Origin of the sequence: Pseudomonas sp. 2835, from assembly GCF_050435905.1 — a bacterium.
Lineage (GTDB): Bacteria > Pseudomonadota > Gammaproteobacteria > Pseudomonadales > Pseudomonadaceae > Aquipseudomonas.
This window is the reverse complement of record NZ_JBNDLE010000007.1, coordinates 207119-223477: the sequence shown is the minus strand read 5'-3', so window position 1 is coordinate 223477 and position 16359 is coordinate 207119. Positions and strand designations below refer to the sequence as shown.

The 16359-nt window shown below is 65.1% G+C and carries 11 protein-coding genes; all 11 read left to right on the top strand.

The genetic code is table 11. The features are described from left to right. The first annotated feature begins 324 nt into the window (after positions 1 to 324). From tagH to ABIE20_RS12840, 11 genes are read left to right on the top strand one after another with little or no spacing between them, the layout of a single operon-like run. A complete protein-coding gene (gene tagH, locus ABIE20_RS12890; protein ID WP_429505416.1) occupies positions 325 to 1671 on the top strand; it encodes a type VI secretion system-associated FHA domain protein TagH in 1347 nt (448 codons plus the stop codon). Positions 1672 to 1707: 36 nt separating this feature from the next. After that, positions 1708 to 2205 carry a type VI secretion system lipoprotein TssJ gene (tssJ, locus tag ABIE20_RS12885; RefSeq protein ID WP_429505415.1) on the top strand — a complete coding sequence of 166 codons (498 nt, stop codon included), beginning with the start codon at positions 1708 to 1710 and terminating at the stop codon, positions 2203 to 2205. Positions 2206 to 2220: 15 nt separating this feature from the next. Continuing rightward, positions 2221 to 3555, top strand: a complete 1335-nt coding sequence (gene tssK / locus ABIE20_RS12880; protein ID WP_429505414.1) for a type VI secretion system baseplate subunit TssK — start codon at positions 2221 to 2223, stop codon at positions 3553 to 3555. Positions 3556 to 3561: 6 nt separating this feature from the next. Further along, positions 3562 to 4872, top strand: a complete 1311-nt coding sequence (locus tag ABIE20_RS12875) for a DotU family type VI secretion system protein (RefSeq protein ID WP_429505413.1) — start codon at positions 3562 to 3564, stop codon at positions 4870 to 4872. Further along, complete coding sequence (gene tssM / locus ABIE20_RS12870; RefSeq protein WP_429505412.1) at positions 4869 to 8372, top strand: type VI secretion system membrane subunit TssM; 3504 nt, start codon at positions 4869 to 4871, stop codon at positions 8370 to 8372. The genes ABIE20_RS12875 and tssM overlap by 4 nt, the downstream gene beginning before the upstream one ends. Next, positions 8372 to 9022: a type VI secretion system-associated protein TagF gene (gene tagF / locus ABIE20_RS12865; protein WP_429505411.1), complete on the top strand. Its 651-nt coding sequence runs from the start codon at positions 8372 to 8374 to the stop codon at positions 9020 to 9022. Before tssM ends, tagF begins: the two co-directional genes overlap by 1 nt. Further along, positions 9023 to 9742 carry a PP2C family protein-serine/threonine phosphatase gene (locus ABIE20_RS12860; RefSeq protein ID WP_429505410.1) on the top strand — a complete coding sequence of 240 codons (720 nt, stop codon included), beginning with the start codon at positions 9023 to 9025 and terminating at the stop codon, positions 9740 to 9742. An 11-nt stretch (positions 9743 to 9753) separates the two neighbouring features. Continuing rightward, complete coding sequence (locus ABIE20_RS12855) at positions 9754 to 12705, top strand: serine/threonine-protein kinase (RefSeq protein WP_429505409.1); 2952 nt, start codon at positions 9754 to 9756, stop codon at positions 12703 to 12705. Then, positions 12705 to 13421: an ABC transporter ATP-binding protein gene (locus ABIE20_RS12850; protein ID WP_429505494.1), complete on the top strand. Its 717-nt coding sequence runs from the start codon at positions 12705 to 12707 to the stop codon at positions 13419 to 13421. Before ABIE20_RS12855 ends, ABIE20_RS12850 begins: the two co-directional genes overlap by 1 nt. Further along, positions 13421 to 14623 (top strand): FtsX-like permease family protein, encoded by a 1203-nt coding sequence (locus ABIE20_RS12845; protein ID WP_429505408.1) that lies wholly within the window; start codon positions 13421 to 13423, stop codon positions 14621 to 14623. Before ABIE20_RS12850 ends, ABIE20_RS12845 begins: the two co-directional genes overlap by 1 nt. After that, positions 14616 to 16355, top strand: a complete 1740-nt coding sequence (locus ABIE20_RS12840) for a formylglycine-generating enzyme family protein (protein WP_429505407.1) — start codon at positions 14616 to 14618, stop codon at positions 16353 to 16355. The genes ABIE20_RS12845 and ABIE20_RS12840 overlap by 8 nt, the downstream gene beginning before the upstream one ends. Positions 16356 to 16359 lie beyond the last annotated feature (4 nt).

Here is a 16359-nt window from a genome sequence, read left to right as displayed (position 1 = left end):
CGCACATAATTTGCTGAGTTGTCCTTAGTTGATATCAAAGTGATATCACGCCTGTTCAGCAAGTTGCGCATTTTTGGTTTATTTCCAATTGGCTGTCAAGGTAAGCTAGCGGCCCACCGTGACCTGCATACTGGGCCCTACAGGTTTATTGACTTGTTGGTCAGGGTAGCGGTGGATGCCATTTGAAACTGGCCAAGGTCAGCGAAAAGTGGCCTAAGTTCGGACATTCAGTAGACTTTTTCAGGGATTGGAAGCGAATCGTACTAGGTGCAGCAGGCCTCCAGCGGCCCACCAGGCGATTCGGGATGTTGCTAAGGAGGCGTGATGTCGCTGAGTCTTACTATTACCAGTTATCACAAGATTACCCCTGGCCAATGTCCTGAAAAGTTCATCGAGTCAGGCGCCATCAGTATTGGTCGCGGCCCCGGTAATGACTGGGTATTGCCCGATCCGGAACGTCTGGTTTCTTCGCAACATTGTGTTATTCAATATAAAGACGGCCGCTATTACCTGACCGATAACAGCACTAATGGTGTCGAATTAATTCACGCCGGTATTCGCTTGCGTCGCGGTAACAGCGAACCCTTGATGGACGGCGAAGTCATCCGTATCGGCGAGTACGAGATTCAGGCGCGGATCGATTCAAGCTTTAAAATGGCCGATGGCAACCCGTACGCTGCTGACGCCTCCAACAGCTTCGAAGCCTTGATGGCCAATCAGGCCGACAGCACTCCGGTAGCCCCAAGCCCTGCCGCGCCTGCGTTGATTCAGGGCGCATCAAGCAATGCCACCTTGCCGGACCTGTTCGACTTTCTCGCCCCGGCCAGCATTGCGCCGGTGACCCTGCCCGATCATGTACCTGCCCAGCAGCATGATTTCCGTCCACCCACGCCCGTTCCCTCTGCGCCTATGCCTGCCCCGGCTTCGGCAAGCCCCGGGGTCATTCCCGAAGACTGGGACCTGTTTGCCGAACCTGTGCCCCCGGCGCCCGCGCCAGTCGCTGCACCTGCGCAAACAGCCATGCCGGCGCCTGCATCCTCGCCTGCTCCTGCCGTCGAGGCCCCGGTACAGGCTGGCGACGCCAGTGCGCTGGCCCAGGCATTCCTGCGCGGTGCGGGCCTTGAACATCTGCGTATCGACAGCGCCCAGGTCGAGGCGCAGATGGAGGCCCTTGGCCGCAGCTATCGCTTGATGGTCGAGGGCCTTATCGATGTATTGCGTGCGCGCAGCAGCCTCAAGGGCGAGTTTCGCATGCAACAGACGATGATCCGCCCGGCGGAAAACAACCCGCTCAAGTTCGCGCCCAATGCCGATGAAGCGCTGCTGTTGCTGCTGCGCCATGGCAACCACGCGTTCATGGCGCCGGATCAGGCGGTACGCGACAGTTTCGACGACTTGCGCGCGCATCAGCTGGCAGTGATGGCGGGCGTTGAAGCGGCGATCAAGCACCTGCTCGGGCGCTTTGAGCCAGCGCAGCTGGAGGCGCGGCTCGGCGAGCCTGCAGGCCTGTCCAAGCTGTTCGCAGGTTCGCGCCAGGCGCAGTACTGGCAGCAGTTCACCGAGCTGTACAGCAAGATTTCCCGGGAAGCCGAAGACGACTTCCAGGACCTGTTCGGGCGCGAATTCAGTCGCGCCTACGAGGAGCACAGCGCGCGTCTGCAGCGCTCCTGAAACAAACGGAAAGTGCCACGTCATTGAGGACGCAGGATGATTCGAACAATGCTGATGGCAGCGGTAACCACACTGCTGCTCAGTGGTTGTAGCAAGGATGAAGTCGCAGCACCGGCTCAGCCCGAAGTGGCAGGGCCTACCAGCGTCACCTTGTATTTCAGTGCCGCCGCCGGGCTCAACCCGGGCGCCAACGGCCAGGCCGCGCCTGTTCGCGTGCGCATACTTGAACTGAAGAACAGCGCAAGCTTCAGCCGCGCCGATTATTTTGCCCTGGCCGAGCGCGGCCCGGCGACCCTGGGCGCCGACCTGGTCGATCAGGATGAAGTGCTGGTGCAGCCCGGTGAGCAAGTGCGCATTGACCGGCCGTTGAATCCGTTGACGCGGCAGATCGGCCTGGTGGTTGGCTACCGTGAAATCGACCAGGCGCAATGGCGCAGCCTGCTTCCAGTGCCGCCGCTGGATTACCAGATCAGCCTCGATGTTCGCGCTGTGCGCAGCGCTGCCCATACCTCCCCAACCAGCACCGCCCAATAGGCGATCGGAGAAGCCATGTCCTGGAACAATCGTGTGGTCTGGTCGGAAGGCATGTTCCTCGGAACCCAGCACTTTCAGCAGCATGACCGTTATCTCGAGAACCTCATCGATGCCCGTAGCCGGCCGCTGTCGGCGGGTGCCTGGGGCTTCTCGGAGCTGTTGGTCGACCAGGGCCTGCTGGCCCAGGGCAAGCTGGCTATCGTTTCTGCCCGAGGGCTGCTGCCCGATGGCACGCCGTTCAACATCCCCCACGATGACCTGGCCCCCAGCCCGCTGAACATCGACGACAACCTGCGTGATGGCCTGGTGTACCTGGCCTTGCCGCTCAAGCGCGCCGGTGCCCGCGACACCGTGGACGAAGGCGAAGCACCGGGTGGCGCGCGCTACGTCAGCCGGGTGGCGGAAGTGCGCGACGACAACGCGCCATTCGAGAACCGCGCGCCGGTCGCCCTTGGCTCCCGTGCGCTGCGCCTGATCACTGCCGAAGAAGGCCTGAGCGACTATGCCGCGCTGGGCCTGGTACGCATCAAGGAGAAGCGTGCCGACCGCGCCCTGGTGCTGGACGACAGCTATATCGCACCGGTGCTGGATGTATCGGCGAGCAAGAGCCTGTCGGCATTTCGCAGCGAACTGCTGGGCTTGCTGCACCAACGCGGCGAAGCACTGGCCGGGCGGGTGGTGGCCTCCGGTGCGGGTGGCGCTTCGGAGATTGCTGATTTCATGCTCCTGCAACTGGTCAATCGCGCCCAACCGCTGGTCGAGCACCTGAGCCAGTTGAGCCCGCTGCACCCGGAGCGGCTGTACAGCGAACTGGTCAGCCTGGCCGGCGAGTTTGCCACCTTCTGTGCCAGCAACCGCCGCCCGGCCGAGTTCCCGGTGTACCAGCATGACGACCTGGCGGCGAGCTTCACCCCGGTCATGCAGGCACTGCGCGAAGCCCTGTCGATGCTGATCGACAGCAAGGCCACGCCGATCCCGATTGTCGAGAAAGCCTATGGCATCCACGTCGCCATGCTTGCTGATCGCAGCCTGCTCGACAACGCCAGCTTCATCCTCGTGGTGCGTGCCGATGTGCCGAGCGAAACCCTGCGCGGGCGCTTCGCCCAGCAGAGCAAGATCGGCGCGGTCGAGCACATCCGTGACCTGGTCAACCTGCAACTGCCGGGCATCGGCCTGTTGCCGCTGCCGGTGGCACCACGGCAGATCCCGTTCCATGCCGGCTCCACCTACTACGAGCTCGACCGCGGCAGCGAGCACTGGCAGCAACTGCAGAACGCCGGCGGCTTTGCCTTCTACGTCGCCGGCGAGTTCCCGGGGCTGAACCTGGCCTTCTGGGCCATTCGAGGATAAGCCGCGATGCAGCCTAACGACCCGTCGGCGCCACCGGCCAACGACCGCACCCAGTTCATGCCACGCCCCGGTGGCCGTGGCCCCCAGGCCGGTACGCCGGAGCCTGCGGCGGCGCCGTCGATGCCGGCGCAGCCGCTGCCCGCTGGCCAGGCGCTGGGCCTCAATCCGCTGGAAAGCGCCGCCGGGCCCTTGTTGGCCTTGCTGACCCGCTTGCGCAGCACCATCGCCCATCCGGCCCCGGCCAGCCTGCGTGCGCAGTTGCTGGCCTATCTGCGTCAGTTCGAAGAGCGCGCCGAAGCCGCCGGGGTAGCCCGCAACGAAGTCATGCTGGCCCGCTACGCGCTGTGCACTGCACTCGATGAAGCGGTACTCAGTACGCCCTGGGGCAGCAGCAGTGACTGGGGCAAGCAGAGCCTGCTGATCACTGTGCACAACGAAGCCTGGGGTGGCGAGAAGGTCTTCCAGCTGCTGGAGCACTGTTTGCAGAGCCCGCGCGAACGTCTGTACCTGCTGGAGTTGCTGTACCTGTGCATGTGCCTGGGCTTCGAAGGCCGCTACCGGGTCATCAACGGTGGCCGCGCCCAGCTCGAAGCCTTGCGCGAACGCACTGCCGCCGCCATCCGCAGCGCCCGAGGCGAGTTCGAGCGCGAACTGTCGCCGCACTGGCGCGGGCTCAGCGTCAGCCGGGATCGGCTGTCGCAGTTCATGCCGCCCTGGGTGGGCCTGGCCATTGCCCTGGCGTTGCTGCTGGCCTTGCTGTTTGCCCTGCGCATGATGCTCGCCGCCGACGCGGAGCCGGTGTTCAAGAACATTCATGCCCTGGGCGAAATCCCGGTGCAGGCCATCGACCGTCCGGTGACCCAGCCCAAGCCGGTGGAACGCCCACGTTTGGCGGGTTTTCTGGCCAGCGATATCAAGGCCGGGCGGGTCAGCGTCGAAGACGCCGTCGACCGCTCGGTGGTGACCATTCGTGGCGACGAGCTGTTCGCCTCGGCCAGCACAAGTATTAACGACAGCCTGCAGCCACTGATGCTGCGCATTGCCGACGCCATCGGCCAGGTCAAAGGCCAGGTGCGCATCACCGGCCACAGTGACAATCGGCCGATCGCGACCTTGCGCTTCCCATCCAACTGGGCGCTGTCCCAGGCCCGCGCCGAGCAGGTCCAGCAGATTCTCGCGGCCAAGACCGGGCAGCCTGCGCGCTTTACCGCGCAAGGCCTGAGCGACACCGAACCACTGGCACCGAACAACACGGCCGAGGGCCGGGCAAAGAACCGCCGGGTTGAAATTACTGTATTGGCGGAGGGGGTCGAGTGAAGGCGTTTTTCGGATTTGTCATTCGCTGGGTCATTCCGCTGCTGGGGCTGATCGCCCTGAGCCTGATCATCTGGTTCGTCGGGCCGCTATGGAACATGCTGATCCCGGCAGGGCGGCGCTGGGCGCTGATTGCCCTGCTGTTTGCGCTGTGGATCGGCTATCGCCTGTGGCGCATCATCGAGGCTCGGCGCCAGGCGGCAGAAGTCATGCGCAGCCTGGCTGCTGAAACAGCGCCTGACCCTGCCAGCGTGGCCACCGCCGAAGAGCTGGCAACCCTGCGCCAGCGCATGGATGAGGCCCTGGCGTTGCTGAAAAAGGCCCGCCTCGGTGGTGATGAGCGGCGCAACCTGTATGAGCTGCCGTGGTACGTGATCATCGGCCCGCCGGGCTCGGGCAAGACCACGGCGCTGGTCAATTCCGGCCTGCACTTTCCGCTGGCGGCGCAGCTTGGCGCCGGGGCGATTCGCGGCGTGGGCGGCACGCGCAACTGCGACTGGTGGTTTACTGACCAGGCGGTGTTGCTCGACACCGCCGGACGCTACACCACCCAGGACAGCCACGCCCAGGTCGACAAGGCGGCCTGGCTGGGCTTTCTCGACCTGCTGAAAAAGCAGCGCGCGCGCCGACCGATCGATGGCGCCTTCATTGCCATCAGCCTGTCCGACTTGCTGTTGGGCAGCGACGCGGAACGTGCTGCCCATGCGGCGGCCATCCGCTCGCGCATCCAGGAGCTGTACAGCCAGCTGGGCGTGCGTTTTCCGATCTACCTGATGCTGACCAAGCTCGACCTGGTGCCGGGCTTCATGGAGTTCTTCGACACCCTGAGCAAGGAAGAGCGCGCGCAGGTGTGGGGCATGACCTTTGCCCTGGATGACGACAAGTCGGCTGAAGGGCCGCTGGCGCAGTTCCAGAGTGAGTTCGCCGGCCTTGAGCAACGCCTCAACGAGCGGCTGGTCGAGCGCCTGCAGCAAGAGCGCGACCCGGCGCGGCGCGACCTGGTCTATGGCTTCGTCCAGCAGTTCGCCGCCTTGCGTTCGAACCTGCAGAGTTTTCTCGACGGTGTGTTCAAGCCCAATGCCTATGAAGAGCGCGCCCTGTTGCGCGGCGTGTACTTCACCAGTGGCACCCAGGAAGGCAGCCCGATCGACCGCCTGATCGGTGCCATGGCCCAGAGCATGGGCCTGGACCGTCAGCACCTGGCGCGCCAGAGCGGCACTGGCCGCAGCTACTTCATCGAAAAACTGTTCAGCGCCGTGGCCTTTGCCGAGCGCGGCCTGGTCGGGGTCAACCCCAAGGTCGAGCGCCGGCGCAAATGGCTGGCCCGCGCTGCGCTGGCCGCGAGCGTCGCCCTGGTGCTGCTGGTCGGTAGCTTGTGGGCGCTGAGCTATCGCGCCAACCAGGCCTACATTGCCCAGGTCGAGGACAAGCTCCAGCCGTTGGGGCAAACCCTGCAAACCCTGAGCCCGGCCCAGCGCGACGTGCTGGCGGTGCTGCCACTGCTCAATGCCGTGCGCCATCTGGCCGATGATCCGCCCAGCTGGGCCGAAGGCCTGGGTCTGTACCAGGGCGACATGCTCGAAGCGGAGTCGGCCAGCGTCTACCGCAAGTTGCTGATTGCCGTGTTCGCCCCGCGCCTGGTCACGCGTATCGAAGAACAGCTGCACAGCGGCGGTGGTTCGGACTTCCTCTACGAAGGCCTCAAGGCCTACCTGATGCTGGCGGATGGCGAGCATTACGACCCTGACTTCATCAAGGCCTGGGTCAGCCTCGACTGGGAGCAGAGCCTGCCTCGCGACCTGGCCCCGGAGCAGCGTGCTGCGCTGGGCGAGCACCTGCAGGCGCTGTTCGAAAAGCGTCCGCCAAATGCGCGCCTGGATGCCAACCTGATCGAAGACCTGCGCCGCCAGTTGCAGCAATTGCCGGTAGCCCAGCGCGTCTATGACCGGGTCAAGCGCCAGCAATTGCCCGAGGGCGTCAGCGATTTTCGCCTGAGCGAAGCCGCCGGCCGCGATGCCGCACTGGTGTTCAGCCGCAAGAGCGGCAAGCCCTTGGGTGAACCCTTGAGCGGGCTGTTTACCGTCGAGGGCTATCGCAAGGCATTTCTCGCCACCAGCCTGCAGCACAGCAATACCCTGGCCGAAGAGCGCTGGGTGCTGGGCCGCGAGCAAGCCGATGAGGGCGATGTCAGCAGCCTCGCCGCCGATGTGCGGCGCCTGTATTTCGCCGACTATATCCGCCATTGGGACGCGCTGCTGGCCGATATCGACTTCGTGCCGATCACCAGCGTGGCCCAGGCCGCTGATGTTCTGCGGGTGATTTCCGGGCCGACTTCGCCGCTGAAAAAACTGCTGGCCGCGGTGGCCAAGGAAACCAACCTGCAACAGCAGGATCCGCTTGCCGCGGCCCAGGCCAAAGCCAGCGAGGCCGGAGTCGACCAGCTCAAGCAGCGCCTGGGTAATCTGTTGGGCCAGGATGCACCGGCCGATACCCGCCAGGCGCAGCAAAGCCAAGACCCGGTCACCGCGCACTTTGCCGACCTGGCCAGCCTGGTCAGCAAGGGCGAGGGCGAGCCGGCGGCCATCGACGGCCTGCTCACCGACATGAACGCCTTGTACGTGCAGGTCAGTGCCATGGTCGGTGCCAGTGGCGACGCCTTGCTCGGCGAGGCCAAGAACCAGGCCACTGCCGCCGCCAACCGCGTCAGCCTTACCGCGCAGCGTCAGCCGCCGATGGTCCAGGGCCTGGTCAAATCGGTGGTCAACTCGACCACCAACACCATGATGGGCGGGGTGCGCAATCAACTGAACGCCGCCTGGACCAGCGAAGTGGTCAACGTTTATCGCCAGTCGCTGAGCGGCCGTTATCCGCTGGCAGCGGGCAGCTCGCGGGATGCCACGCTGGACGATTTCGGCCAGTTCTTCGGCGTCGGCGGGGTGATGGACAGTTACTTTCGCAAGTACCTGCAGCCTTATGTCGATACCTCGGCCAACCCTTGGCGCTGGCAGCCGGGTGCGGCGCAAAAGCTCGGCATCGGCCCTGGCGTGCTGCACACCTTTCAGCGTTCGGCGGCGATTCGCGATGCGTTCTTCCGCTCCGGCGGCATGCAGCCGACCGTACGTTTTGAACTCAAGCCGGTGGCCATGGACGCCTCGATCACCCAGTTTTTGCTCGACCTCGACGGCCAGCAGATCAGCTACGACCACGGCCCGAGCCGCCCGGTAGCGATGCAGTGGCCGAACCCCAACAGTATCGGCGTGGTACGCCTGTCGATCATGCCACCGTCGGCCAGCGGCCGTTCCGGCCTGACCGTGGAAGGGCCGTGGGCCTGGTTCCGCTTGCTCGATCAATCTGACCTGGTGGCCGGCAACGGCCCGGATCGCTTCAGCCTGCGCCTGCGTGTCGATGGCGCCAGCGTGTCGTACGAGCTGCGCGCCAACAGTGCGTTCAACCCCTTCAAGAGCCGTGTGCTCAGCGGCTTCAGCCTGCCGGAGCGGTTGTGATGGCGGGCGTTGGTTTTTACGGCAAGTTGGCCAGCCGCGGCGACTTCGTCAGCCGCGGCCTGCCGCGGAGCTTTATCCAGCCTTGGGACCAGTGGCTGGCGGCGGGGCTTGTGGCCAGCCAGCAGCAGCTGGCCGAGCGCTGGTTGCCGGCCTATCTGGTCAGCCCCTTGTGGCGCTTCGCCCTGGCGGCGGGGGTGTGCGGGCCAGAGGCTGTCGTGGGCGTGCTGATGCCCAGTATCGACCGGGTAGGGCGCTATTTCCCTCTTACCCTGGCCCAGGTTCTGGCGTCGGATGAGTCGCTGGCGGCAGTGGTCGGTGGCCCGGATGACTGGTTCGAGCATTGCGAGGCGCAGCTGTTGGCAACCCTGGAACCGCAGGCTGGTTTCGAGGCGTTCGATGCAGCACTAAAGGGCTTCGAGGCCGCTCGTGTCGATGCTGTTTCGAGCCCGGCCATGGGTGGGCTGCAACGCTTTGCGGTGATTACCCCGCAGGCTCGCAACGCAGTCCTGGCCGAAAGCGCCTGCGCCGGCATGAGCCTGTGGTGGGGGCGCGGCTCGGAGCATATCGAGGCGGGATTGTTGCGCTGTGCCGGCTTGCCGCGCAGCGAGGATTTCGCCAGTTTTCTTTTGGGTAGTGAGGCGGCGCGCTAGATGACGGCTTTGCATTACACCGCAGCCAGCTACAGCCATGTCGGCATGGTGCGCAGCATCAATGAAGACGCTTGCCTGGACCTTGGCAGCGAAGGCCTTTGGGCGGTTGCCGATGGCATGGGCGGGCATGCGGCGGGCGACTACGTCAGCTGCCTGATCGTCGATACCTTGCGCCAGTTGCCGGCCACGCCTTCGCTCAATGACTACGCCCAGGTGCTGCGCGAGCGGCTGTCGGCGGTCAATGCGGCAGTGCGCGAAGAAAGCGCCCGGCGTGGCGTGGCGATGATGGGCAGCACCCTGGTGCTGCTGGCGGTGCGCGCTGACCAGGGTATCTGCCTGTGGGCCGGTGACAGCCGCCTGTATCGCCTGCGCGACGGGCGCCTGGAGGGCATTTCCCGCGATCACAGCTACGTGCAGGAACTGCAGGACAGCGGCCTGCTTAGCGAGGCCGAGGCACGGGTGCACCCGCGGGCCAACATCGTCACCCGGGCGATTGGCGTCGAGCCGGAGCTCGAGCTTGAGGCCGTGCACTTGCAAATCCTCCCTGGCGATACCTACCTGCTGTGCAGCGATGGTCTGAACAAGACCGCCGAAGACCATGAAATTCGCGAAGTGCTGGGCCACAGCGACCCCTACCAGGTGGTCCGCAGCCTGGTGCACCTGGGCCTGACCCGGGGCGCCCCCGACAACATTACCGCCGTCGTCATCAAGGCCGGTTGAAGACCAAGCACATGGACAAAGTGATCCCCGGATACGACATCGACGGTGAAATTGGCGAAGGCGCCATGGCTACCGTCTACCTCGCCACCCAGCGCTCGCTCGAGCGCAAGGTGGCCTTGAAGGTTATGGCCGCGGCGCTGGCTGCCGACCCGACCTTCTGCGAGCGCTTCTTGCGTGAAGGCCGCACCCTGGCGCGGCTGTCGCACCCGCACACGGTGACCATCCACGACATCGGCAATGTCGGCGAGTTGTACTACATGGCCATGGAGTACTTGCCCAACGGCACGCTCAAGGAGCGGATCGCCGCCGGGGTCACGCCGGAGCAGGGCCTGCTGTACATCCGCCAGATCGCATCGGCGCTGGGTTATGCCCATGCCCAGGGGCTGGTGCACCGGGATGTGAAACCGGCCAACATTCTCTTTCGCGCCGATGGCACGGCGGTGCTGTCGGATTTCGGCATCGCCAAGTCACTGGATGACCGCACCCAGTTCACCCAGGCCGGCTTTGCAGTCGGCACCCCCAGCTACATGAGCCCGGAGCAGGCGCGCGGCCAGGAAATCGACGGGCGCGCCGACCTCTATGCCCTGGGCGTGGTGTTCTTCGAGATGCTGGTGGGCAAGCTGCCTTACAGCGGCAACGACGCGCTGTCGACGGCCCTGGCGCATTTGACCGAGCCGTTGCCGGAGCTGCCGATCGAGCATGGTCGCTATCAGGAAATCCTTCGTGGCCTGCTGGCCAAGGACCCGGCCGAGCGCTTTGCCGATGCCGAGACCTTGCTGGCGGCGCTTGATCGGCTACCAGCACAAGATACTGAAAACACCCTTATCCAGCCGCTGCCGATTACCACCCCGCCGGTGACGCCCGTAGTGGTGGAGCCGCCACAGCCGCCTCCAGCGCCGAAACCAGAAGCCGTCACCAAGGCGTCGGCACCTGCAGCCGCGCGCAAGCGTCCGGCACTGGCGCTGCTCGCTGTTGCTGTTGCAGCCGCACTGGGCCTGGGCGGGATTGGCTACTGGGCCATGAGTGGCGATGAACAGGTAGTGGAGGCGCAGCCGGTACAAGCCCGTGAGCCAGTAGCGCCCACCGTCGCAACCGCTAGCAACGACACTGACCGGCCCCTATTGATGGCCGGCAAGAAAACCCTGTTCCAGCGTGTGCTGAGCAGGCCGGGCGCGCAGGTCGTCAAGCAGCCGGGTGCCACGCCCAGCGATACCTTGCCGGCCTTTACCGTGCTTTATGTCTACCAACGCCAGGACGTTAATGGCAGCCCCTGGCTTGAGGTCGGCACCGCCAGCGATGGCCGCCGCGACGGTTGGTTGCCGGCCGCCCAGGTCAGCGACTGGAAGCAGAGCCTGGTGCTCAAGTTCACTGAACGCTCGGGGCGTGCGCCGGTGATGTTCCTGCGCCAGGCCGATGAGCTGGAACGCCTGCTTGGCGACACCTCGGCCGCCCGTGCCGAGCTGCTCAAGGCGCAGAACAACCCGGACGAAGTGCCGCAAGTGATGGCCCTGGAGCCTGGCGCCAGCGCCGTGCCGCAGGACCAGTTCTACCTGATGCCGATCTTCGAGGCGCGCGAGAGCTTCGACGAAAACGGCCAGCCGCTGCAGCTGCTCAACGTCGCCTCCATCGACCCGGGCAACAGCGCGCCCGCCGGCGAAGCGAAAGCCGCAGGCATGGCCACTTCAAGCGACGCCTTCCGTACCGCCGTGGTGCTGGTGGTGGATACCTCGGTATCGATGCAGCCCTATATCGATCAGGTACGCCAGGTAGTGCACGAGCTGCACGGGCAGATTTCGCGCCGTGGCGAGCTGGACAACGTCAGCTTCGGCCTGGTCGGTTTTCGCAACAACACCACGCGCACGCCGGCCCTGGAGTACCTGACCAAGACCCTGGTAACACTCGATGAAGGCCGCGATCCCGAGCGCTTTCTGAAGCTGGCCGAGCAGGTAAAAGCCACCAACGTTTCCAGCCATTCGTTCAACGAAGACGCCTTTGCCGGGATCATGCAGGCGGTCGACGGCATGGACTGGTCCGGCTACGGCGGACGCCTGATCCTGCTGGTCAGCGATGCCGGCTCCCTGCGCAAGAACGACCGCTACAGCAGCACCCAGATGAACGAAGCCGAAGTGCGCCAGGCGGCCCTGAGCAAGCAGATCAAGATTTACGCTCTGCACCTGCGTACCGATGCCGGCAAGAAGAACCACGCCTACGCCGAGCAGCAGTACCGGGTACTGACGGCCGATGCCAACCCGCAGATCGGCGACCTGTATGTGTCGGTGCCCGGTGGCGATGTGCACAAGTTCGGCGAGCGCGTACGCGAGATCGGCTCGAGCTTTGCCGATCTGGTTCATCAGGTGCGCAGCAACCCGACACAACCGGCGCCGCTGCTGGCCGCCTCGCCAAGCGTCGCGGATAAATCAGCCGCCATCGGCTATGCCATGCACATGGACTTTCTCGGCCGCAAGAGCGCCAGCCAGGCCCCGCAACTGGTCAGCGCCTGGACCTCCGACCGCGACCTGACCAACCCGGCGCTGCCAACCCTGCAAGTGTGCGTGATGCTCACCAAGCTGCAGCTCAACGACTTGCAGCAGTCGCTGAAGCTGATCGTCGATGCCGCGCGCAAGACCCGCACTTCGCCCAAGGATTTCTTCCAGGAAATCGCCAGCGCCAGTGCCTACATGAGCCGCGACCCGGCCGCCCTGCGCAAGGGCGCCAACCTCGCCGAAGGCGGCGTGCTGGGCGAATACCTGGAGGGCCTGCCGTACCGCAGCAAATCCCTGAGCATGACCCAGGACCTGTGGTTGTCGCTCAGCGTTGGCGAACAGGAAGACTTCATCGACGAACTCGATTCGAAGATCCGCCTGTACGAAACCTTCCACAACGACATGGCCAATTGGGTGCGCTTCGGCAACGCCGAGCCGGGTGATGCCTTGTACCGTGTGCCATTGTCGACGCTGCCATGATGATCAGCCTGCACGCGCTGCGCAAAAGCCGCGGCCTCGGCGCCCAGCGCTACAGCCTGGAGATCGAGCGCCTGGAGCTGCGCGCCGGTCAGCAGCTGGCGCTGGTCGGCCCCAGTGGCTGCGGCAAGAGCACCTTGCTCGACCTGCTGGCCTTGGTGCTGCAGCCCGATCAGGCCGAGCGCTTTGTGTTCAGCACCGACTCGCACACCTACGACGTTCAGCAGCTGTGGCGTGAACAACGCCAGGACCACCTGGCGCACCTGCGTCGCCGGCACCTGGGCTATGTACTGCAGGCGGGCGGCTTGCTGGGCTTTCTCGATGTGCGCAGCAACATCGCCCTGCCGCGCCAGGTGCTGGGGCTGGGCAACGACGGCAGCGTGCAGCGCCTGGCCGAGCAACTGGAGATTGACGATCAGCTCGACAAGCAACCGAGCGCCCTGTCGGTCGGCCAGCGCCAGCGCGTCAGCTGCGCCCGAGCCCTGGCGCACAATCCAGACCTGCTGCTGGCCGATGAGCCGACCGCGGCCCTTGATCCGCTCAATGCCCAGCGGGTGATGCAACTGCTGCTGCGCCAGGCGCACGCGCGGCAGGTGACCTGCCTGATCGCCACCCACGACGAGGCGCTGGCCCGTGATGCCGGCTTGCAGGTGTTGCGCATGACCTGTCGCCGGGATGCCGACGGCGGTGTTACCGCCACGCTGGAGGGCCAGCCGTAATGCGCCCGATGCTGATCGCAAGCCTGGCCTGGCGCGACTACCGCAGCGACGCGCGTCTGTCCGTTTGCAGCGTGCTGGCGCTGGTGGCGGTGATTGCGCCGTTGCTGGTGCTGTTCGGTCTGAAATTCGGCCTGGTCAGCAGCCTCACCGAGCGTTTGCAGCGCGACCCGGCCGTGCGGGAAATCATTCCCTTGGGTGGCGGTCGCTTCAGTGCCGACTTTGTCGCTGAGCTGGCGGCGCGTAACGACGTCGCCTTCGCCTTGCCGCGTACCCGGCAGATTGCCGCAACCGCCGACCTGGTGCTGGCTGCGCGCAAGGTCGTGGTCAATGTCGAGATGATCCCCACTGCGCTCAACGACCCGTTGCTGCAAGGGTTGCAAGTCCCTGAGGCAATCGACCAGGTCGTCCTCAGCCGCACGGCCGCGGAAAAGCTCGGCGCTCAGGCGGGTGATCAGCTCGATGCTTCGTTCAGCCGCCAGCTTGCCGGGCAGATCCAGGCCCAGCGCACCCCCTTGACGGTCGTGGCCGTGCTGCCACTGGAAGCCTTCGAACGTGACGCATTGTTCGCACCTTTGGCGCTGCTGGAAGCCGCCGAAGACTACCGCGATGGCCGTGCCGTGGCTGCTTTTGACTGGGAAGGTGAGGCCCATGCTGGCGAGGCGCAACGGGTCTATCCGGCCTTCCGCCTGTACGCGCGCAACCTCACCGATGTCGAGCCGCTGCGGCGCTTTTTTGCCGATCGCCAGTTGCTGGTCTCGACCCAGGCTCCGGCGATTGCCCAGGTGCAGTCACTGAGCCGCAACCTGACCCTGGTGTTCTGGATCATTGCCGCCCTGGCAGTAGCAGGCGCGTTCGCGGCGATCTGCGCCGGCGCCCTGGCGGCGGTCGAGCGCAAGCGCCGCGAGCTGTCGGTGTTGCGCCTGCTCGGTTTCAGCACCGTCGCCTTGCTGGCATTTGTCGTGCTGCAGGCGTTGTACAGCGGGGTGTTTGCCGCTGTCATCGGTGCGGCGCTATACACCCTGGCCGAAAGCGGCCTCAACCAGTTGTTCATGCAGATGCCCGGCGAGTACGCCAGCCATCTGCTCCCGTCGCATTACCTCGTTGCCTTGCTCGCTGTGCTGTTGGCCAGCGCGGCCGCTGCCGCCCTGGGGGGCTGGCGCGTGGCACGAATAGACGCTTGTGAAGGAATTCGAGATGTTTGACCGCCGCTTACCCGCCCTGGCGCTGATCGTCGCCGCCCTGAGCCTGGTTTCCTGCGCCCAGGCCGAGGACGACAGCAAGCCTGCCAGCAACAAACTGGACAACCCCAAGCCGTTGGCCGACGACATCAGCCTGCCGCTGCCGTGCGACGGCGAGATGGTTTTCCGCCATGTCTACGTGCTGGCCCAGGGCAGCCTGGACGACCGCGAGGTGAACCTCGGCTACCCCTTCAGCGAAGGCGAGGCGGGCTACAAGCAGTCGTTCATTTCCGGTTATCGTCGCGACTTCATCAACGGCCAGTTCAGCCTCCAGGACTTGTCTGCCGACTGGAGAAAGCGCATCAGCCCGAGCCTGCCGAAAACCGATGCCGGCAGCCCGCTGAAGCCGATGATGTACTTCATCGGCAAATACGAAGTCACCGCCCGCCAGTACGCCCAGGTGATGGCCCAGGCCCAGTCGCTGGCCAGCGGCGAACCGGCGCCGGCCTGTGAAGCACCGAGCGGCATGGCCGGGCGCTTGCCCAAGGTCAAACTGTCGCGCTTTGAAGCCGAGCGTTTTTCCGCGGTGTACAGCGCCTGGTTGATGAAGAACCATCGTGACTTGCTGCCGGTCAGTGGCCGTGGCAAGAAGGCCGAAGACGGCGGTGTCGGTTTTGTGCGCCTGCCCACCGAAGTCGAGTGGGAGTTCGCTGCCCGGGGCGGCTCCGCCGTCAGCCGCCAGGAGCTGGAAGGCCGGCTGTTCCCGCGCCGCCTCGAGGGCAGCGAAAGCGACGGCCCGCTGGCCGATTGGGCGGTTTTCAACCAGGTGGCCGGCGGCACCGGCCAGGCTGCGCGCCTGACCCCGATCGGCACCAAGCTGCCCAACCCGCTGGGCATGTTCGACGTGCTCGGCAACGCTGCAGAGATGGTCCAGGAATCGTTCCAGTTGGTGCATGCCGGGCGTCGCCAGGGCGCCTATGGCGGCTTCGTGGTCAAGGGCGGCAACTACCTCGAAGGCGAGGGCACGCTGTTTACCGGCATGCGCCGCGAGTACCCGCTGTTCGGCGCCGATGGTACTGAGCAAAGTAACGAAACCACAGGTTTTCGCGTCGCCATCGGCGCCCTGTCGGCGCCGCGTTCGCGCTATGAAGAACTGTTCGAACAATGGCAGAAAGAGGGCCGCCTGGCGGCGCTGACCGACGCCATCGACGACGCCCAGGACCCCACCAAGCGCCTGGACAGCATCATCGCCGCCAGCGTCGACCCGCGCCTGCAAGCGGAGCTTGGCCTGGTCAACGAAGAGCTCAAGCGCAACGTCTCGCTGATCGCCCAGCAGCGCGAAGAGGCGGCCGGCAACCTGATCCAGTCGGCGGCGCTGGTGGCCGAAACAATCAACAACTACAACATTCGCCTGACCAACCTGCAAAAGACCCAGCAGCAGGCCAAGGCCTCCGGTGACGAGACCAGCGCCAAGCTGTTTGCCGCTGCCATCAACAACGGCCGTAGCGCCCTCGACGGCGCCGTGGCGATCTACATCGACAACCTTGCCACCGGCACGCGCTACACCGACGCGGTGATCCAGGCGCAGTTCCAGCGGGTCAAGGAAGAGCTCAATCGCAAGCCGGTGCTGGGCAAGAGCCTGCTCAGCCGCGCGACCCTGTTCGTCCGTCATGTCGGGGACTATCGCCAGCAACGGCGTGCCGATCCGGCGACGATTTTGAAAGAACTGCTCGCATCAGCCGCCCCGCAACCTTGAGCGG